Here is a 19,817-nt window from a genome sequence, read left to right on the forward strand (position 1 = left end):
CAGGCATGCGCGCGGCACTGTGGTTTCTGGCACTGTTTGGCGCGGCCGTCGCGGTCGCGGTATTTGCGGGCAACAACCAGGGCACGGTCACCGTGTTCTGGCCGCCGTGGCGCATAGACCTGTCGCTGAATCTGGTGCTGGTGCTGCTGTTTGCCGCCATCTTGCTGATCTACGGCGCGCTGCACGGTCTGTCCGCGCTGCGCGAGCTGCCGCGCCAGGCACGGCGCTGGCGCCAGCAGCAGAAAGAGCGCGCGATGCACGGCGCGATGCTCGACGCCATCGCCCAGCTGCTGGCGGGGCGCTTCGTGCGCGCGCGCAAGGCGGCGCAGGCGGCGCTGGCCCAGCAGCAGGCGCTGGCCGGCGCCGACAAACCGCCCCCGCACGGCGGCCAGCTGCGCACGCTGGCGCACGTGGTGGCGGCCGAGAGCTCGCACGCGCTGCAAGACCGCAGCGGCCGCAGCGAGCACTTGGCGCTGGCGCTGGAGGCGCTGGGCGAACACCCCGACAGCGCCGGGCAGGAGCTGCGCGAAGGCGTGCAACTGCGCTCTGCGCGCTGGCTGCTCGACGAGCGCGACGCCGAAGGAGCGCTCGAGCGCCTGGCCGCCCTGCCCCAGGGCGCGTCGCGGCGCACGCTGGCGCTGCGCACCCGGCTCAAGGCGGCGCGCCTGGCCGGGCGCACGCGCGACGCGCTGGAAACCGCCCGACTGCTGGCCAAGCACCGCGCCTTCTCGCCTGAAGTTGCGTCCACGCTGGTGCGCACGCTGGCGGTGGCGCTGCTGGACGAAACCCGCGACGACAGCCAGTTGCACAGCGCCTGGCAAGCGCTGGAGCCGCAGGAGCGCACCATGCCTGAAGTGGCCATCCACGCGGCCCGGCGCCATCTGCAGCTCGGCGGCAGCGCCGCGCAGGCGCGCCAGTGGCTGCTGCCCGCCTGGGAGCAGTACGACACGCTGCAAGAACACCAGCGCCACAAGCTGGCGCTGGCGCTGGAGGCGAGCCTGGAAGGCATGGACAGCCACTGGCTCGGCCTGATCGAGGCGCGCCAGCGCAGCCAGCCGCGCGACCCCGCGCTGCAATACCTTGCGGCCGGCGCCTGCCGGCGCATGCAGCTCTGGGGCAAGGCCGAGCAGCTCTACAGCGACGCGAGCCAGAGCGCCAGCGACGCCGGCCTGCGCGCACGCGCCTGGTGCCAACTGGCCGAACTGGCCGAGCGCCGTGGTGATGCGCCTGGCGCAGCCCAGGCCTGGAAGCGCGCCGCGCAGTCGCGCTGAGCGCTGTGCTTCACCCTTTTTCCATTGCGCTGATAGGGGCGGCCTGAGCCGAGCTCCGACCAGCGCCCCCTAGAATCAAAACGTCGTTTCGTTCCCTCTTGCTGGTAGTGCCATGACCCACGTCGTCTCTGACAACTGCATCAAGTGCAAATACACCGACTGTGTGGACGTTTGCCCCGTCGACTGCTTCGTCGAAGGGCCCAACATGCTCGTGATCAACCCGGACGAGTGCATAGACTGCGCCGTCTGCGTGCCCGAGTGCCCGGCCAATGCCATCTTTGCGGAAGAAGACGTACCGGCCGATGAGCAGCACTTCATCGCGCTCAACGCCGAACTGACCAACGCACCGGGCTGGAAGACCCTGGCGCGGCGCCACGAACCCATGCCCGACGCCGACGAATGGAACGGCGTGCGCGAAAAGCTCAAATACCTGGAGCGCTGACGGCGCGCTGCGCCACTGGCCTACAATCGGCCGCTGCTGGGGGTGCCGAGCGATCGGCTGAGACAGTCCCTTTGAACCTGATTGAGATCATCCTCGCGCAGGGAAGCACGCTCACGACACGGCTGCGAATTCTTCGCCACTGCTTTCTTGTGCGGCTGCCCGCGCGCACGCACAAGGAGCATGCAAGTGAGCACACCACCCGCCCACGCGGCACACAATGAAGCCCTGACACCGCTGGACAGCGGTGCACGCGCCTTTGGCTGGCGCGACCACGCCTCGCTCTGGTTCAGCCTGGGCGTAGGCCTGCTGGTGATGCAGGTGGGCGCCTACCTGATGCCGGCTCTGAGCACGCGCGAGGCGCTGGCGGCCATCGTCGTCGGCTCGCTCATCGGCGCGGGGCTGCTGGGCTGGGTGGGCAAGCTCGGCTGCGACAGCGGCCTGGCCAGCGCCGGCTTGATGCATGTGGTCTATGGCCGGCGCTTTGCCAGCCTGCCCATCGTGCTCAACATCGTGCAACTGCTGGGCTGGGGCGCGTTTGAGCTCGTGGTGATGCGCGACGCCACCGTCGCCATAGGTCGCCAGGCAGGCATGCTCACCAGCAGCCAGGGGCCGCTGCTCGCCACGCTGGCCTGGGGCGCCGTGGTGCTGCTGCTCATCAGCGGCTCCATGGTGGCGCTGGTGCGCAAGCTGATTGCGCGCATCGCGCTGCCACTGGTGGTGTTGTCGCTGTTGTGGCTGAGCTGGCAGTTTTCCAGCATGGCCCAGACCCAGGGGCTGGCGGCGCTGTGGCAGCGCAGCGGCGACGGCAGCATGGGTGCGCTGTCGGCCATCGACCTGGTGATTGCCATGCCGGTGTCCTGGCTGCCGCTGGTGGCCGACTACGCGCGCCACGGCAGGAGCGGGCGCAGCGCGCTGCACGGCACCTGGCTGGGCTATGCGATCGCCAACATCTGGTGCTATGGCCTGGGCGTGCTGGTGGCGCTGGTGCTGCCGAGCGAAAACCTGGTGACCGCGCTGCTGCTCGCCCAGGGCGGCCTGATCGCGCTGTCGCTGATCCTGATCGACGAGATCGACAACGCCTACGGCGACGCCTATTCCGGCTCGGTGTCGCTGCACAGCCTGCAGCCGCGCTGGAGCATCCGCCGCTGGGGCGTGGTGATGGCGCTGGCCTGCACCGGCTTTGCGCTGCTGCTGCCCATGCACAGCCTGGAGCCCTTTTTGCTGACGCTCAGCTCGGTCTTCGTGCCGCTGTTTGGCGTGATTCTGGGCCGCCTGGCTTTCGGCGTGCCGGCGGGCGCGCTGCTGGCCCAGGCGCGTGCGGTGCACTGGGGCGCGACGCTGATCTGGCTTGTCGGCATTGCCTTCTACCACGCGGCGCCGCACCTGCTGCCGGCGCTGGGCGGCTCGGCGCTGCCCACGCTGCTGCTGTGCTTCGTGCTCGCCCTGGCGACCCGGAGATCAACCAAAACGATAGCTGCCAGCGCGCATCAGTCAACAGTTCCGATATGAAAACTACTTCAAATCGTTTCTCTGCCAGCGCTGGCAGCTATCAATCAGCTAGTCTGCACGATGTGCTGGGGCAGCGGCGCGTAGCCGTGGTTCAGCGGCCCATGCCCCTGGCCGGTGCGCACCTGGGCACCCGCGGTGATCGCCCCCAGGATGTAGCTGCGCGCATGGCGCACCGCCTGCGCCAGCGGCTCGCCCTGGGCCAGGAAGGCGGCAATCGCCGAGGACAGCGTGCAGCCGGTGCCATGGCCGTTGTGCGTGGCGATGCGGGCGGACTCCAGCCGCTCTTCGGCGCCGTCGGCCATGGCCAGCACGTCGACCACCCAGTCGCCCGGCAGGTGCCCGCCCTTGAGCAGCACCGCCGGCGCGCCGAGCGCGCGCAGCGCCTGCGCCGCCCCCGAGAGCGCGCCCACGCCGTCGATGCCCCGACCGAGCAGCAGCGCCGCCTCGTCGAGGTTGGGCGTGACGACGTCCGCCAGCGCAAACAGCTCGTTCACCAGCGCCTGCACCGTCTCGCGCGCGATCAGGCGGTCGCCGCTGGTGGCCACCATCACCGGGTCCAGCACCACGCGGCGCAGGCCATGGCGGCGGACGGCCTCGGCCACGACGCGCACCAGCTCGGGCGTGGCCAGCATGCCGATCTTGACCGCATCCACGCCGATGTCCTGCACCACCGCGTCGATCTGTTCGCGCACCATGCTCGCCGGCACTGGATGGATGGCGCGCACGCCCTGGGTGTTTTGCGCGGTGATCGCGGTGATCGCGGTCATGCCGTAGCAGCCCAGCGCGCTGAAGGTCTTGAGGTCGGCCTGGATGCCGGCGCCGCCGCCGCTGTCCGAACCAGCGATGGAGAGCACGCGCACATAGCGCGGCGCGGCGGGGATGGGTGCAGCTTGCGTCATGGCGGCAAATTATCGGGCAAGCCCGCCGGCGACCCCAGCGCGCTGCGCACGAGCGCCCGTGCTGGTATCGGCCATCGCGGACCAGGCAGTGCCCCCGCAGCCCAGGGCGCCGCGGCCCGGAAGAACCCCGCTGCGCGCGGCCTGCGATCGCCCTGTGCCCGCCCCGTCTGCGGGCGCAATGTTCGCGGCGCCGCGTCTGGTTCACGGGTCTGAACGAGCATGGACACGCTGCATCTGCCCGCCCTTTCCCCCGGCCACAGCCGCATCGCCATTCTGGGCGCCGGCCTCATGGGTCGCCTGCTTGCCGTCGCCCTGGCGCGCGAGGGCTGGCGCGTGGAGGTGTACGACGCCGGCGGCCCCGAGGGCGAAGCATCGGCCGCGCGCGTGGCCGCCGCCATGCTGGCCCCGCTGGCCGAGGCTGCGGTGAGCGAGCCGGCGATCGTGCGCATGGGCCAGTACGGCATGCGCCGCTGGCCCGAGCTGCTCGGCGAGCTGGGCCAGCCGGTGTTCTTCCAGCACAACGGCACGCTCATCGTCTGGCACTGGCAGGACGGCGCCGAAGCCGCACGCCTGCAAGACAAGCTCGCGCACACCCAGGCGCTGCTGCCCGACTTGCCGCCAGCGCAGCCGCTGGACGCGGCCGGCGTCGCGCTGCACGAGCCGGCACTCGCCGGGCGCTTTCGCGCGGGGCTTTATCTGCCCGGCGAGGGCCAGCTGGACAACCGCCAGCTGCTGGCGGCGCTGGCCGCCCGCATGCAGGCGCTGGGCGTCGCGCTGCACTGGCACAGCCGCAAGGCGCTGGCGGACTTTGCGCCGGGCAGCCCCGGCCAGCCAGAGCTGCTGATCGACTGCCGCGGCTTGGGCGCACGCGCCGACTGGCCCGGACTGCGCGGCGTGCGCGGTGAAGTCCTGCGCGTGCATGCGCCCGAGCTCACGCTGGCGCGGCCCACGCGCCTGGTGCATCCGCGCTATGCGGTCTACATCGTGCCCAAACAGGACCATGTCTTTGTCGTCGGCGCGACCGAAATCGAGTCGGACGACCTCTCGCCCGCCAGCGTGCAGTCGGTGCTGGAGCTGCTGAGCGCTGCCTATGCGCTGCACAGCGGTTTTGCCGAAGCACGCATCCTCGAAGTCGCCACGCAGTGCCGCCCCGCACTGCCCGACAACAACCCCGCGCTGCGCATGCCGGCCGAGCGCACGTTGCAGATCAACGGCTTGTATCGCCACGGCTATCTGATCGCGCCCGCCCTGCTGGACGTGGCGCTGCAGTTCATCCGCGAAGGGCGCTCGGGGCTTGCCGCGCAATTCGGCCTGCGCCTGCAAGCGGGGCCACGGACACCACGATGAAAGTCCTCTTGAACGGCCAAAGCGCCGAACTGCCCGAAGGCGCGCTGGTCAGCGACGCCATTGCCTGGCTTGCGCCCACGCCGCCGTTTGCGGTGGCGGTCAACCTGCGTTTCATACCCCGCTCCGACTGGGCCACGCAGGCTTTGCAAGCCGGCGACCAGATCGAAATCATTGCGCCCGTGACGGGCGGTTGAACCATGCACCACACACTTTGCACTGACGACGCGCTCGTGCTCTATGGCGAGCGTTTTTCCAGCCGCCTGCTGCTGGGCAGCTCGCGCTACCCCTCACCCGCCGTCTTGGAGGCGGCCGTGGCACGCGCGCGCCCGGCCATGGTCACGGCGTCGCTGCGCCGCCAGGGCGCCGCGCCGGACTCGGGCGGTGGTTTCTGGCAATTGCTGCAGCAGCTTGACTGCATGGTGCTGCCCAACACCGCCGGCTGCCGCAGCGCGCAGGAGGCAATCACCACGGCTCAGATGGCGCGCGAAGTCTTCGCCACGCCCTGGATCAAGCTGGAAGTGATAGGCGACGACTACACCTTGCAGCCCGACACCCTGCAGCTCGTCGACGCCGCCCAGGCGCTGGTCAAGGACGGCTTCAAGGTGCTGCCCTACTGCACCGAGGACCTGGTCGTCTGCCAGCGCCTGGTGGATGTCGGCTGTCAGGCGGTAATGCCCTGGGCCGCGCCCATAGGCACGGGCCAGGGCCCCGTCAACCCGCAAGGCCTGCGCTTGCTGCGCGAGCGCCTGGCCGTGCCCATGCTGGTGGATGCGGGCCTGGGCCTGCCCTCGCACGCTTGCCAGGTCATGGAATGGGGCTACGACGGCGTGCTGCTCAACACTGCAGTGGCACTGGCCAGCGACCCGGCGCAGATGGCCGGCGCCTTCGCAAACGCCGTGCAAGCCGGGCGCGCGGCCTTCCTGGCTGGCGCCATGCAGCCACGCAGCTCTGCCCAGCCGAGCACCCCGGTGCTCGGCACCCCCTTCTGGCATCAGGGCAAGGGAGCCGGCGCATGAACCAAGCCGCCATGCAGCAGGCCATCGTCGACCAGCACCGCGCGCGCCTGGCAGGCTTTGCCGCGCAGCCGCTTCCCGCCGGGCAGTCGCAAGGCGCCGTCTACCGCGCAGCACTGGCCGCATGCAGCGCCCTGGGTTTCATCGCCGCAGACGCCCTCGTCCTGGCCCGCGCCTGGCAGGCTCAGACCGATCGGCTGGGCCAGTTCGATGCCGCACACTGGCCTGACGCGCCGCAGGACTTTGGCCTGCAAGCGCAGCCGCGCGCCGACGCTTTTGCGCCTTGCCCCAAAGCGCTGGGGCTGTACGCCGTGGTGCCGGACGCGGCCTGGGTGGCGCGCATGGCAGCGGCAGGCGTGCCCACGGTGCAGCTGCGCTTCAAGCACGCCGATGACGCAGTCATCCAGGCCGAGGTCCGAGCGGCAGTGGCCGCGGTCGCCGGCAGCCCCACGCGGCTGTTCATCAACGACCATTGGCAGGCAGCCATCGCCGCCGGTGCCTACGGCGTGCACTTGGGCCAGGAAGATCTGCAGTCGCTGCAGCCCGCACAGCTCGCCTGCTTGCGCGCGAGCGGCCTGCGCCTGGGCGTCAGCACCCACGGTTACGCGGAAATGCTCGCCGCCGACCGGCTCGCTCCAAGCTACATCGCCCTGGGTGCGGTGTTTCCAACTACCCTCAAATCCATGCCCACTGCGCCCCAGGGTCTTGCGCGCCTGGCCGACTATGCGCGGCTGATGCGCGTCTACCCTCTGGTGGCGATCGGCGGCATAGGCGCGGCGCAAGTGCCTGCGGTGCGCGCCTGCGGGGTCGGCTCGGTCGCTGTCGTGCGCGCCATCGTCCAGGCGGCCGATCCGCGGGCGGCCGCGCAGCAGCTCATGGCGCTGATGCAGGCGACCACGGAGCGATAAGGACCAGGTCGAGCCCCCGCATCAGAACTTGTCCGCCCGCTTGCCCTGGTCGCGGGGTTCGAGCGTCAGCTGCACCAGCCCGTCCTCGAAATGCAATGGCGCTGCGGGCGATGGCGTATCGATGGTGCCTGCATCGCCGTCTTCGCTCTCTCGCACCGGCATTTGCTCGGAAGGCTGCAGCATCAGATCGCCGGCCAGGGTCTCCACGCCAGGGCGCTCGGCCGCAGGCAGATGGTGCTGCGGCGCTGGCAAGCCGCCTCTGGCCGGTGCGCGGCCCGCCTTCGCGGCTCCATTGCCGCCGGTCGTATCGGCAATTGCCAGCAGCAGCAGCAGATCTTCGTAGGCCGGCACCTCGAAGCGCTGCGCTTGGGCCGCCCCGCCCTCGCGAAACATGAGGCGGTGGATCTCATCGAACACCTCGGCACTCCCCCAGAGCGCTTCAATCCGCGCCAGGTGCTGTGGGTAGTCCTCAAGCAGGCGCCCGCCGCGCTGAAAGGTCGCAAACGGCGGAATGTCGGCGTTGAAACGCTCTTCAAAAGCCGCGCGCAACTCGTCAAAAGCCGCCACGCGACCCAGCGTGTGGTACAGGCGCAGCAACTCCAGATAGGCAAGCGGCGACGAAGCGCGGTGCTGGGCGATATGGCGGCGCAGCGCCTCCACTGCATCCTCGTGTTCGCCGATCGAAATGAAGAATTCGGCCTGTTGCAAGACGTCGAACAGCTCTTCCGGATGTTCAAGCTCGCGCACGTAGCCCTCTTGTGCTCCGAGCATGACCGCCGACAAGGGCGGCGGCGCCTGCGCAGCAGAGCCTGTGGTTGCGGGCCGAATCGGTTTGGGCAGATCATCGGGTATCGGCGTCGGCGGCGGTGCTTGCGCCGCGCGCGGCAAATCGACGGGTGTGTCCGACGCCTGCACTTGGGGCCATACCGTGGAGCCGCCCTCGTCCTCGCCCGCATCCGTGCCGAGATCCTGCGCCAGGCCCGGCTCAGGCGCATGCCAGGCAGCGGGGTCGGAGCGACGGCGGTGCCAAAGCAACCAGCCCACGGCCGCCAGCGCCAGCAGCAACAAGGCCAGCAGCGCATACACCACCAGCGGGGTGTAGCGCTCATCGCGCAGCGCCTGCACGCGCGCCGCGAGCTCAGCCCTTGCCGCCTGCTCGGCTTTCAACTGGGTCTGCAATTGCGCAAGTTGTGCTTGTGTCTGGCTGGCCTGCACCGCCTGCTGCGCCAGCGCTTGCGGGTCGCTGCTCAAGGCCTGCCAGAGCTGGCGGCTCTGCTCGTCGCCGGGCCCGGGCGTGGCAGGGACTGGCGTCGCCAGTTCCATGCTCAGTCGCAGCGAGGGCGGCGTCTCCAGCCAGGTGTCGAGCGGTTCCATCACCAGGCGCGGGCCGCGCTCGGGCAAGGCCTGGGCGCCTGGAGCCGGCTCAGCCTGCCTGGTCGTTGCGGGCGAAGGCCGGCGCGCGGGCGCGGTCGCGGCTGGCCCGCCCTGCTCGGTCGTCCGACGCTGGCGCGCTGCAGCCTTGGTCTCGCGCTGCGCACGGACGGGCGCGGCCGCAGGGCGTGGCCGTTGCGCGGCGGGCGCTGCGACTTCGCCGGGTGTCGCCTGCGCCAGAAGTGGCGGCGAGGAGGCAGACGCGGCGGACGCGGCCGGCGTCACGGACGGTGCCGACTGCGAAAGATCCGGTGCAATCGGTGCTTCCACCAAAAACGTGTAATCGCGGGCGACACTGCCCGAACAACGCGTCTGCAGCGACACCGAAAGCACGGGTTCGTTGATCGCGACCGTGGTCTGCAGCCGCAGCCGAAATCTGCCTTCTCCTGCCGGCACGGTGCTCAGTCGCACCTTCGCGTCAGGCAAAAGCACATCGCCCATGCGCACCCGAGCGGAGATACAGGTGGATTCGGTATCGCGCGCCAAGTCCGAGCGGACATCGAAGCTCAGATCGACGGGCAGCCCCAGCGTGGCCCGACCGCTTGCCGCCCCCAGAGTCAAGGCGCTGGCCGACGACAGCGCGGCAACAAACACCAGGCCGGGGAAGAGTGTGCGCAGTCTCACGGTTTCACTGTTGCAAATTGAGAGCATTCTGCCACGGAAACCGTTTTTTCCCGTACGCCTCTGCCGCGCTGCGGGATGGGCGCACCGCGATGTTTCAGCGCCCCCTCAAACACCAAACCCCCTGTCCTTTGCACCTGTGTAGTGCTTGAGGCAGGGGGTTTGTTGTTGGTATGGGTGCCTGACGATGACCTACTTTCACACGGGAGTCCGCACTATCATTGGCGCGAAGCTGTTTCACGGTCCTGTTCGGGATGGGCAGGGGTGGTTCCGGCTTGCTATTGTCATCAGGCGTAAAGGGTAGCTGCACGTTGGTGGGGGCGTTGTGGTGCCTTTTTTTGTGCAGCTCATTCACAGCAGTCGAATCGTTTTTGGAATTTGATTGAGTCTTTGGCATGGACCTTGGGCTTTTTTGGTGTTTTTTGGGCCTCAAGGTTATAGGGTCAAGCCTCACGGGCAATTAGTACTGGTTAGCTGCGGGCATTGCTGCTCTTGCACACCCAGCCTATCAACGTTGTGGTCTACAACGACCCTTCAGGGGGGTCTAGCCCCCGGCAGATCTCATCTTGGAGGGAGTTTCGCGCTTAGATGCTTTCAGCGCTTATCTCTTCCGCACATAGCTACCCTGCGATGCCACGGGCGTGACAACAGGTACACCAGCGGTGCGTCCACTCCGGTCCTCTCGTACTAGGAGCAGGTCTCCTCAAATCTGCAGCGCCCACGGAAGATAGGGACAAAACTGTCTCACGACGTTTTAAACCCAGCTCACGTACCTCTTTAAATGGCGAACAGCCATACCCTTGGGACCGACTACAGCCCCAGGATGAGATGAGCCGACATCGAGGTGCCAAACACCGCCGTCGATATGAACTCTTGGGCGGTATCAGCCTGTTATCCCCAGAGTACCTTTTATCCGTTGAGCGATGGCCCTTCCATACAGAACCACCGGATCACTATGTCCTGCTTTCGCACCTGCTCGACGTGTCAGTCTCGCAGTCAAGCACGCTTGTGCCATTGCACTATCGTCACGATGTCCGACCGTAACTAGCGTACCTTCGAACTCCTCCGTTACGCTTTGGGAGGAGACCGCCCCAGTCAAACTGCCTACCATGCACTGTCCCCAAGCCCGATCAGGGCCCAAGGTTAGAACCTCAAACGCACCAGGGTGGTATTTCAACGTTGGCTCCAGGCACTCTAGCGAGCACCCTTCAAAGCCTCCCACCTATCCTACACAGATCCGTTCAAAGTCCAATACAAAGCTACAGTAAAGGTTCATGGGGTCTTTCCGTCTTTCCGCGGGGAGATTGCATCATCACAAACATTTCAACTTCGCTGAGTCTGCGGAGGAGACAGTGTGGCCATCGTTACGCCATTCGTGCAGGTCGGAACTTACCCGACAAGGAATTTCGCTACCTTAGGACCGTTATAGTTACGGCCGCCGTTTACTGGGACTTCGATCAAGAGCTTGCACCCCATCACTTAATCTTCCAGCACCGGGCAGGCGTCACACCCTATACGTCGACTTTCGTCTTTGCAGAGTGCTGTGTTTTTATTAAACAGTCGCAGCCACCGATTTATTGCAACCGCTTTGGGCTCCACCTGTACAGGCTTCACCTACTTGCGGCATACCTTCTCCCGAAGTTACGGTATCAATTTGCCGAGTTCCTTCTCCGCAGTTCTCTCAAGCGCCTTGGAATACTCATCTCGCGCACCAGTGTCGGTTTGCGGTACGGTCGTCAATGGCTGAAGCTTAGTGGCTTTTCCTGGAAGCAGGGTATCACTCACTTCAGGCACAAGTGCCCTCGTTGTCACCCCTCATCTCAGCCCGGCGGATTTGCCTACCGGGCACGACTACAGGCTTGAACCAACATGTCCAACAGTTGGCTGAGCTAACCTTCTTCGTCCCCACATCGCACCATTGAGCGGTACGGGAATATTGACCCGTTTCCCATCAGCTACGCATCTCTGCCTCACCTTAGGGGCCGACTCACCCTACGCCGATGAACGTTGCGTAGGAAACCTTGCGCTTACGGCGAGCGGGCTTTTCACCCGCTTTAACGCTACTCATGTCAGCATTCGCACTTGTGATACCTCCAGCATCCGTTACCAGACACCTTCACAGGCTTACACAACGCTCTCCTACCACGCACAAACAAGTTGTGCATCCGCAGCTTCGGTAACTGGCTTGAGCCCCGTTACATCTTCCGCGCAGGACGACTCGATCAGTGAGCTATTACGCTTTCTTTAAATGATGGCTGCTTCTAAGCCAACATCCTGACTGTTTTAGCCTTCCCACTTCGTTTCCCACTTAGCCAATTTTAGGGACCTTAGCTGGCGGTCTGGGTTGTTTCCCTCTTGTGTCCGGACGTTAGCACCCGGTGCACTGTCTCCCGCGCTCTACTCTTCGGTATTCGGAGTTTGCCTAGGGTTGGTAAGTCGCCATGACCCCTAGCCTAAACAGTGCTCTACCCCCGAAGGTAATACGCGAGGCACTACCTAAATAGTTTTCGGAGAGAACCAGCTATTTCCAGGTTTGTTTAGCCTTTCACCCCTATCCACAGCTCATCCGCTGGTTTTGCAACACCAGTCGGTTCGGACCTCCAGTGCCTGTTACAACACCTTCATCCTGGCCATGGATAGATCACCTGGTTTCGGGTCTACACCCAGCGACTAAAGACGCCCTGTTCGGACTCGGTTTCCCTGCGCCTTCCCTATTCGGTTAAGCTTGCCACTGAATGTAAGTCGCTGACCCATTATACAAAAGGTACGCCGTCACCCCTTGCGAGGCTCCGACTTTTTGTAAGCATGCGGTTTCAGGATCTATTTCACTCCCCTCCCGGGGTTCTTTTCGCCTTTCCCTCACGGTACTGGTTCACTATCGGTCGATGATGAGTATTTAGCCTTGGAGGATGGTCCCCCCATGTTCAGACAGGGTTTCTCGTGCCCCGCCCTACTTGTCTCTAGCCTAGTACCACCAAACGGTTTTCGCATACGGGGCTATCACCCACTATGGCCGGCCTTTCCATGCCGCTTTGCTAACCGCTTGACTATCTCTAGAAGGCTGCTGCGATTTCGCTCGCCACTACTTTCGCAATCTCGGTTGATGTCTTTTCCTCAGGGTACTGAGATGGTTCAGTTCCCCTGGTTTGCCTCGCGTGCCCTATGTATTCAGGCACCGATACCCTCATCGGGTGGGTTTCCCCATTCAGAGACCTCCGGATCAATGCTTGTTTGCCAGCTCCCCGAAGCTTTTCGCAGGCTACCACGTCTTTCTTCGCCTATCATCGCCAAGGCATCCACCACATGCTCTTGTTCACTTGACCCTATAACTTTGAAGCCTTGCAGCCTCCAAGCCTTGTTTTCAAGTTCACTTGCGAGGTCTTTCACCTCGCGCGTTTTCATGCCGTAACGCGAATTTCTTTCTTGGCTCTGCCTTTTACAGCAGTGCTTTGAGAACCATTCGTCATTACTCAAACAGAGTTTCTCTCGAATCTCATGTTCGTTTTGACGCAATCAAATTCTTTGCCACTGATGACACTGCGCATCCTTGCGGACGCCCTTGCCATCAGCAGCGCTGATTCGACTCTGTGAATTTTTAAGGAACAGCCGGGAAGCGTTTTGCGCTTCCAGTTTCTTGGCTCATGCCAATGTCAAAGCAGGCGCTTCTGGCTTGCTTTGAGATTGCCACTGCATCTGGCTTGGGGTGCACTGGTTTGGGCACACTGGTGGAGGATGACGGGATCGAACCGACGACCCCCTGCTTGCAAAGCAGGTGCTCTCCCAGCTGAGCTAATCCCCCTTTGCGCCCGCCATGCTGCGTTGCTCGGTCGCTTGTGTAGCGCTGCTACACGGCCCTTGCTCGCGCCTTGCCTGGCAAGCGCAATCTTGATCGCCATTGCTGTCACGATCTTTTGCCCAGGGATTGGTGGGTCTGGTTGGACTCGAACCAACGACCCCCGCCTTATCAAGACGGTGCTCTAACCAGCTGAGCTACAGACCCCAATCGGTCAAACTGCATTCGAACCCTTTGCCGGGCCCGGACCGCTGGTGACACACACCCCTTGTGCTGTCCAACAACCGATAAGTGTGGGCGCCTGGCCAGCGCTTGTGCAGCAGCGGCTGCTGCCTGTGCTTGCGCTCTGTGCGCTTTTTTTCTGTGTTGTATCCAGAAAGGAGGTGATCCAGCCGCACCTTCCGATACGGCTACCTTGTTACGACTTCACCCCAGTCACGAACCCCACCGTGGCAAGCGCCCTCCAATTGGTTAGGCTACCTGCTTCTGGTGAGACCCGCTCCCATGGTGTGACGGGCGGTGTGTACAAGACCCGGGAACGTATTCACCGTGACATGCTGATCCACGATTACTAGCGATTCCGACTTCATGCACTCGAGTTGCAGAGTGCAATCCGGACTACGACCGGCTTTATGGGATTGGCTTCACCTCGCGGCTTCGCTGCCCTTTGTACCGGCCATTGTATGACGTGTGTAGCCCCACCTATAAGGGCCATGAGGACTTGACGTCATCCCCACCTTCCTCCGGTTTGTCACCGGCAGTCCCATCAGAGTGCCCTTTCGTAGCAACTGATGGCAAGGGTTGCGCTCGTTGCGGGACTTAACCCAACATCTCACGACACGAGCTGACGACAGCCATGCAGCACCTGTGTGCAGGCTCTCTTGCGAGCACCCCTCTATCTCTAAAGGGTTCCTGCCATGTCAAAGGTGGGTAAGGTTTTTCGCGTTGCATCGAATTAAACCACATCATCCACCGCTTGTGCGGGTCCCCGTCAATTCCTTTGAGTTTTAACCTTGCGGCCGTACTCCCCAGGCGGTCAACTTCACGCGTTAGCTTCGTTACTGAAGAAATGAATCCCCAACAACCAGTTGACATCGTTTAGGGCGTGGACTACCAGGGTATCTAATCCTGTTTGCTCCCCACGCTTTCGTGCATGAGCGTCAGTACAGGCCCAGGGGGCTGCCTTCGCCATCGGTGTTCCTCCGCATATCTACGCATTTCACTGCTACACGCGGAATTCCACCCCCCTCTGCCGTACTCCAGCCATGCAGTCACAATGGCAGTTCCCAGGTTGAGCCCGGGGATTTCACCACTGTCTTGCATGGCCGCCTGCGCACGCTTTACGCCCAGTAATTCCGATTAACGCTCGCACCCTACGTATTACCGCGGCTGCTGGCACGTAGTTAGCCGGTGCTTATTCTTACGGTACCGTCATCGTCCCTCTGTATTAGAGAAGAACTTTTCGTTCCGTACAAAAGCAGTTTACAACCCGAAGGCCTTCATCCTGCACGCGGCATGGCTGGATCAGGGTTGCCCCCATTGTCCAAAATTCCCCACTGCTGCCTCCCGTAGGAGTTCGGGCCGTGTCTCAGTCCCGATGTGGCTGATCATCCTCTCAGACCAGCTACAGATCGCAGGCTTGGTAGGCCTTTACCCCACCAACTACCTAATCCGACATCGGCCGCTCCAGTAGCGCAAGGCCCACTAGGGGTCCCCTGCTTTCATCCACGGATCTCATGCGGTATTAATCCGGCTTTCGCCGAGCTATCCCGCACTACCGGGCACGTTCCGATGCTTTACTCACCCGTTCGCCACTCGTCAGCGCTCCGAAGAGCCTGTTACCGTTCGACTTGCATGTGTAAGGCATGCCGCCAGCGTTCAATCTGAGCCAGGATCAAACTCTACAGTTCGATCTTTTGCTTGTGCTCACTCAAAAACGGAAATTGAAGTGAATCCTCACTTCCTTTTCTCATGAGCGTTTGGTGCGCCAGAGCTCCAAGATGGCCCTCGCCTGCCCCAGCAGCGCAGCGCTTGCGCGCCAGCACCAACTACGGCAGTCAAAGCCCCTCTCAGGCCAGGCGGGCGAGCCGCTTTGCAGCTGCACCGAGCCAAACGCCCACGCTTATCGGCTGTGTGTTGTTAACGAACCCTGTCTCTTCCCATCACACCCCAAAGCCCCCAAGAGAGAACCCGGTTCAAGAAAGAGCGCTGCGATCAGCGAAGCCCTGAATTCTATACCAAGTTTTCGAGCCGGTGCAGAATTTTCGGAAAAATTTTCATGTCCTCAGACCTGCCAGCGTTCCAGCAGCTTGGCCGGGGTCAATGTGTCGTAGGCCTCGAAGGGCTGGTGGATCCAGGGGTCGGTCGGCAGGAACTCCACCTGGTAGTCCGGCGTGAACGAGGACGAACCCTTGACCCAGATGGTCGCGGTACGCATTTCGCTGATGGGTGCGTACTTCGCCTTGAGCAGGGAGACGACCGCGTTGAGCGTATGGCCCGAGTCGGCCAGATCGTCCACGAGCAAGACCTTGCCGGCGATTTCCCCGTTGGGCGTGGTGATGTAGCGCGCGATATCCAGATGGCCTTGCACGGTGCCGGCTTCGGCCCGGTACGAGCTCGTGGACATGATCGCGAGCGGCTTGTCGAAGATGCGGCTCAGTATGTCGCCGGGCCGCAAGCCTCCCCGGGCAAGACAGAGGATGGTGTCGAACTCCCAGCCAGACTGGTGCACCTTGAGTGCCAGCTTCTCGATCAGGCTGTGGTATTCGTCGTAGCTCACGTACAGGTGTTTGCCGTCTTCGGTCAACATCGGATGCCTTGAGGGATTGCGTTGAGAGATGGGGGCGTTTTGCGCCGAGCACTTCAAGAGGCGAAGGGCTGCTGCAAGACGATGGTTTGCACCCTGTCCGGGCCGGTCGAGACCATCGCGATCGGCACGCCGGTTACCTGCTCGATGCGCTGAAGGTAGTTGCGCGCGTTCAGCGGCAGCTCTTCGTAGCGCGTGACGCCGAACGTTGTCTGCGACCAGCCCGGCATGAACTCGTAGATTGGCTTGCAACGCGCGATGTCGTCTGCGCCGAGCGGCAGCAGATCGATGCGCTCGCCGTCGAGCTCGTAGCCTATGCACAGGCCGAGCTCATCGAGTCCGTCGAGCACGTCGAGCTTGGTGATGCACAGCCCCGACAATCCGTTCACCTGCGCACTGCGCTTGAGCAAGGCTGCATCGAACCAGCCACAGCGCCGGCTGCGCCCCGTGGTCACGCCCTTCTCTGCCCCGACCGTGCTCATGTGGTAGCCGGGCGTGCCCGGCACCTCCCAGTCGAGCTCGGTCGGGAAGGGGCCGCCGCCCACGCGTGTGCAATAGGCCTTGGTGATGCCCAGGATGTAGTGGAGCGTGCCCGGTCCGACGCCGGCGCCGGCTGCTGCGTTGCCAGCGACACAATTGCTGGAGGTGACGTAGGGATAGGTCCCGTGGTCGACATCCAGCAAGGTCCCCTGAGCACCCTCAAAAAGCAGGTTGGCGCCCGCGCCAGACGCCTCGTTGAGCTCACGCGAGACGTCTGCCATCATCGGCTTGAGCAGCTCGGCGTGGCGCATTGCTTCTTCATAGACCGGCTCGAACTGCACTTCGCCCTCACGCAGATAGGGCGCGAGCGCATCGGAGAACGCCAGCTTGCGCGAACCGAGGAAGTGCACCAGCACATGGTTGTGCAGCGCAAGCAGGGCGCGCAATTTTTCGGCGAACAGCTGCGGATTCTTCAGATCCTGCACGCGCAGGGCGCGGCGCGCGATCTTGTCTTCGTAGGCCGGGCCAATGCCGCGGCCGGTCGTACCGATCTTCTCGACACCGCGGCGCTCGAGCGCGGCCTCGCGCGCAAGGTCAAGCACCGCGTGAAACGGCAAGATCAAGGGACAAGCCTCGCTCACGCGCAGACGGCTGCGCACATCGACACCTGCGCGCTCCAGGCCCTCGATTTCCTCGAACAGCTTTGCCGCCGACAAGACGACGCCATTGCCGATGTAGCAGATGACGCCCGGATGCATGATGCCGCTGGGTATCAGATGCAGCGCCGTCTTGACGCCGTTGATGACCAGCGTATGACCGGCGTTGTGCCCTCCCTGGAAGCGAACGACACCCTGCGCGGACTCCGTCAGCCAATCGACCAGCTTGCCCTTGCCCTCGTCGCCCCACTGGGCGCCGACCACCACGCAATTGCGTCCCTTCACTGAATTCATCACCGCACAGAGCCTCGTCTGGAAGAGTTGGAAACAAACTACAGCGCTCGCACCAGCCACTGGCCGGCGACGTCCGCCAATTCGCGATCGCAGTTGAATTCATCGACCCGGCCGGCATCGCCCGGAAGCACGCAGACCACGGTCTCTCCCTGCGCACGCAAGGCCTTGATGGTCTGACGCAGGCCGTCTTCGTGTGGCCAGGGTGCGCGGATCGCCGCGCGCAAGGCCGGCAGCGCCACCACCGACGCCAATTGCCGGACATCCAGGCTGAATCCGACGGCCGGGCGGTTGCGCCCATAGGCCGCGCCCACTTCGTCGTAGCGGCCGCCGCGCACCAGCGCATCAGACACGCCCGAGGCATACACCGCAAAACGCAGACCGCTGTAATACGAATAGCCACGCAAATCCGCCAGGTCGAAAGTCACCCGGGCGTGCTGCACGGTCGAAGCGATGGTGCGCAGGTCGGCCAGAGCGGCGCGCACGCCGGCCACGGCGCCGAGTGCCGCCTCGGCTTCGTCGAGCACCTCGATGTCGCCATAGAGCTGCAGCAGCGCCGCGAGCCCTTGCCTGGACGATTGCGGAAAAGCGCGCGTCAGCTGCGCCAGCTCGCTGGCGTCTTTCGCGGCCAGGGCGGCGTGCACCTGGCGCAGGGTCTGTAGGCCGACAGGCACGCCTGCGAGGAGGCTGCGCACGATGCGCATGTCGGCGAGGTCCACACTCAAGTCGGGAGCGCGCGTGCCGCGCAGGCATTCAAGAGCCAGTTGCACCGATTCGACTTCCGCCTCGAGGCCCTCGTAGCCGTAGATCTCGGCCCCGAATTGCAGCGGCTCGCGAGTGGCATGGGGGCGGTCGGGCCGGGTATGCACCACGGGCCCGCAGTAGCACAGCCGGGAGACGCCGCTGCGATCGAGCAAATGGGCGTCGATGCGTGCCACCTGCTGGGTCATGTCCGCGCGCAGGCCCAGCGACTTGCCCGAGAGCTGGTCGACGAATTTGAAGGTCTGCAGGTCAAGCTCTTCGCCCGCCCCGGTAAGCAGCGACTCGAGATGCTCAAAAAGCGGCGGGATCACCAGCTCATAGCCGTAGCCGCGGGCCGTATCGAGCAAGCTGCGGCGCAGCTCTTCGATGCGTCGCGCTTCCGACGGCAGGACGTCGGCAATGTAATCCGGGAGTACCCAGGCAGACATGCAGGAGCCGCAGGTTGTTGAAAAAGCGATTCTACCGAGCGGGGCGTAGCGGTCCGCCCATCAGGTGAGCGCTGCCAACAGCAGCACGCCCAGCGCCACGCTGATCAGGCCGAAAAAACGGATCTGTCCGTCGCGCAATTGCAGCAGCTGTGCGAACACGCGCCGCCAGGTAGTCGGGGCCACCAGCGGCAACAGCCCCTCGAACACCAAGACGAGCGCGAATGCAGTCCAGAGCGCCTCCGACATGCCCCGCCCGCTCAGTTGCGTGCCGATGGCAGGGCGGACGATCCGCGCAGCGCCTTGAAGAACTCCGTGCCGGCGGGATCGAGCACCATGATGTCGTTCTTGCTCTTGAAACTGGAGCGGTAGGCCTCCAGGCTGCGGTAGAACTGGGCAAATTGGGGATCGCGCCCGAAGGCCTGGGCATAGACCTGGTTGGCCTGCGCGTCGCCTTCGCCCTTGACCTTCTGGGCGTCGCGGTAAGCATTGGCCAGGATCACTTCCCGCTGGCGGTCGGCGTCGGCGCGGATCTTTTCGCCCTCGGCAACGCCCGTGGAGCGCAGCTCGTTGGCCACACGCTTGCGCTCGGCTTCCATGCGCCGGTAGACCGATTCGGTGATCGAATCCACATAGTCCACCCGGGTGATGCGCACATCCACCACGTCCATGCCCCAGGGCTTGCCACCCTGCACCGCCTCGAGCACCTCGCGCTTGACCCCTGCCATCAGGGCGTCGCGCTTGTCCGAGAGCAATTCACGCACCGTGCGGCGGTTGACCTCCTCCTGAAAGGCGTTGCGCACCACCCGGTTGAGCTGCAGCGCACCCGCGCCTTCGTCCAGGCCGACGTTGCGGATGTACTCCGACGGGTCGGTGATGCGCCAGCGCACATACCAGTCGATGACGACGCGCTGTTTTTCAGCGGTGAGCATGGACTCGGTCTCCGAGCCATCGAGCGTGAGCAGGCGCTTGTCGATGTAGCGCACGTTCTGCAGCGGCGGCGGCAGCTTGACGTACAAGCCTGGTTCGGTGATCACTTCCTTGATCTGGCCGAGCGAATAGACCACGCCGAACTGGCGCTGGTCCACCACGAACAGACAGGACGCCGCCAAAATCAGCGCCAGCAGCGCGGTGGAGATGAAAAATCCTATGCGGTTCACACC

14 protein-coding genes, 2 tRNA genes, 3 rRNA genes and 1 riboswitch are annotated in these 19,817 nt (G+C 64.2%); of the genes, 7 read left to right on the forward strand and 12 right to left on the reverse strand.

Translation table 11 applies throughout. The features are described 5' to 3' along the window. The first annotated feature begins 5 nt into the window (after positions 1 to 5). The 3 genes from KUD94_RS06015 to KUD94_RS06025 all read left to right on the forward strand — a co-directional run bounded on the left by KUD94_RS06015 (position 6) and on the right by KUD94_RS06025 (position 3,222). The gene (locus tag KUD94_RS06015; protein ID WP_218238883.1) at positions 6 to 1,271 is read left to right on the forward strand and encodes a heme biosynthesis protein HemY; all 1,266 of its coding nucleotides are present in this window, start codon (positions 6 to 8) and stop codon (positions 1,269 to 1,271) included. A 112-nt stretch (positions 1,272 to 1,383) separates the two neighbouring features. After that, on the forward strand, positions 1,384 to 1,713 hold the full coding sequence (gene fdxA / locus KUD94_RS06020; protein WP_146913587.1) for a ferredoxin FdxA: 330 nt from the start codon (positions 1,384 to 1,386) through the stop codon (positions 1,711 to 1,713). Between the two features lie 28 nt (positions 1,714 to 1,741). Next, positions 1,742 to 1,834: riboswitch (TPP riboswitch) on the forward strand. Positions 1,835 to 1,899: 65 nt separating this feature from the next. Continuing rightward, the gene (locus tag KUD94_RS06025) at positions 1,900 to 3,222 is read left to right on the forward strand and encodes a cytosine permease (protein ID WP_370625889.1); all 1,323 of its coding nucleotides are present in this window, start codon (positions 1,900 to 1,902) and stop codon (positions 3,220 to 3,222) included. A gap of 44 nt (positions 3,223 to 3,266) precedes the next feature. Here KUD94_RS06025 and thiD read toward each other — a convergent pair whose 3' ends face one another. After that, a complete protein-coding gene (gene thiD / locus KUD94_RS06030; RefSeq protein WP_218238885.1) occupies positions 3,267 to 4,121 on the reverse strand; it encodes a bifunctional hydroxymethylpyrimidine kinase/phosphomethylpyrimidine kinase in 855 nt (284 codons plus the stop codon). Positions 4,122 to 4,340: 219 nt separating this feature from the next. Between thiD and KUD94_RS06035 the strand changes: the two genes are divergently transcribed. Genes KUD94_RS06035 through thiE form a run of 4 tightly spaced genes read left to right on the forward strand, consistent with a single transcriptional unit; the run spans position 4,341 to position 7,389 of the window. Then, positions 4,341 to 5,468: an FAD-dependent oxidoreductase gene (locus KUD94_RS06035; RefSeq protein ID WP_218238886.1), complete on the forward strand. Its 1,128-nt coding sequence runs from the start codon at positions 4,341 to 4,343 to the stop codon at positions 5,466 to 5,468. Next, the gene (gene thiS / locus KUD94_RS06040) at positions 5,465 to 5,662 is read left to right on the forward strand and encodes a sulfur carrier protein ThiS (RefSeq protein WP_218238887.1); all 198 of its coding nucleotides are present in this window, start codon (positions 5,465 to 5,467) and stop codon (positions 5,660 to 5,662) included. The genes KUD94_RS06035 and thiS overlap by 4 nt, the downstream gene beginning before the upstream one ends. Before the next feature lie 3 nt (positions 5,663 to 5,665). Further along, positions 5,666 to 6,484: a thiazole synthase gene (locus tag KUD94_RS06045; protein WP_218238888.1), complete on the forward strand. Its 819-nt coding sequence runs from the start codon at positions 5,666 to 5,668 to the stop codon at positions 6,482 to 6,484. Continuing rightward, the gene (gene thiE / locus KUD94_RS06050) at positions 6,481 to 7,389 is read left to right on the forward strand and encodes a thiamine phosphate synthase (protein WP_218238889.1); all 909 of its coding nucleotides are present in this window, start codon (positions 6,481 to 6,483) and stop codon (positions 7,387 to 7,389) included. Before KUD94_RS06045 ends, thiE begins: the two co-directional genes overlap by 4 nt. 21 nt (positions 7,390 to 7,410) lie before the next feature. Here the strand turns inward: thiE and KUD94_RS06055 are convergent, their stop codons facing one another. The 11 genes from KUD94_RS06055 to hflC form a co-directional block, all read right to left on the reverse strand. Further along, the gene (locus KUD94_RS06055; protein ID WP_218238890.1) at positions 7,411 to 9,444 is read right to left on the reverse strand and encodes a hypothetical protein; all 2,034 of its coding nucleotides are present in this window, start codon (positions 9,442 to 9,444) and stop codon (positions 7,411 to 7,413) included. Between the two features lie 176 nt (positions 9,445 to 9,620). Beyond that, positions 9,621 to 9,733 (reverse strand): 5S ribosomal RNA (gene rrf / locus KUD94_RS06060). A 147-nt stretch (positions 9,734 to 9,880) separates the two neighbouring features. Further along, positions 9,881 to 12,764: ribosomal RNA gene (locus KUD94_RS06065) — 23S ribosomal RNA — on the reverse strand. Between the two features lie 400 nt (positions 12,765 to 13,164). After that, positions 13,165 to 13,240, reverse strand: a tRNA-Ala gene (locus tag KUD94_RS06070). Between the two features lie 124 nt (positions 13,241 to 13,364). Further along, a tRNA-Ile gene (locus tag KUD94_RS06075) sits at positions 13,365 to 13,441 on the reverse strand. Positions 13,442 to 13,610: 169 nt separating this feature from the next. Continuing rightward, positions 13,611 to 15,144: ribosomal RNA gene (locus KUD94_RS06080) — 16S ribosomal RNA — on the reverse strand. The 16S, 23S and 5S rRNA genes sit together here with 2 tRNA genes alongside, the layout of an rRNA operon. 374 nt (positions 15,145 to 15,518) lie before the next feature. Then, positions 15,519 to 16,043, reverse strand: a complete 525-nt coding sequence (locus KUD94_RS06085) for a phosphoribosyltransferase (RefSeq protein WP_218238891.1) — start codon at positions 16,041 to 16,043, stop codon at positions 15,519 to 15,521. Positions 16,044 to 16,096: 53 nt separating this feature from the next. Beyond that, positions 16,097 to 17,470: an adenylosuccinate synthase gene (locus KUD94_RS06090; RefSeq protein ID WP_218238892.1), complete on the reverse strand. Its 1,374-nt coding sequence runs from the start codon at positions 17,468 to 17,470 to the stop codon at positions 16,097 to 16,099. 38 nt (positions 17,471 to 17,508) lie between these two features. After that, the gene (locus tag KUD94_RS06095; RefSeq protein ID WP_218238893.1) at positions 17,509 to 18,657 is read right to left on the reverse strand and encodes an ATP phosphoribosyltransferase regulatory subunit; all 1,149 of its coding nucleotides are present in this window, start codon (positions 18,655 to 18,657) and stop codon (positions 17,509 to 17,511) included. Positions 18,658 to 18,717: 60 nt separating this feature from the next. After that, positions 18,718 to 18,903, reverse strand: a complete 186-nt coding sequence (locus KUD94_RS06100) for a DUF2065 domain-containing protein (RefSeq protein WP_218238894.1) — start codon at positions 18,901 to 18,903, stop codon at positions 18,718 to 18,720. Positions 18,904 to 18,914: 11 nt separating this feature from the next. Further along, on the reverse strand, positions 18,915 to 19,814 hold the full coding sequence (gene hflC, locus KUD94_RS06105) for a protease modulator HflC (protein ID WP_218238895.1): 900 nt from the start codon (positions 19,812 to 19,814) through the stop codon (positions 18,915 to 18,917). Positions 19,815 to 19,817 lie beyond the last annotated feature (3 nt).

Source organism: Comamonas sp. NLF-1-9, from assembly GCF_019195435.1.
Lineage (GTDB): Bacteria > Pseudomonadota > Gammaproteobacteria > Burkholderiales > Burkholderiaceae_C > Comamonas_C.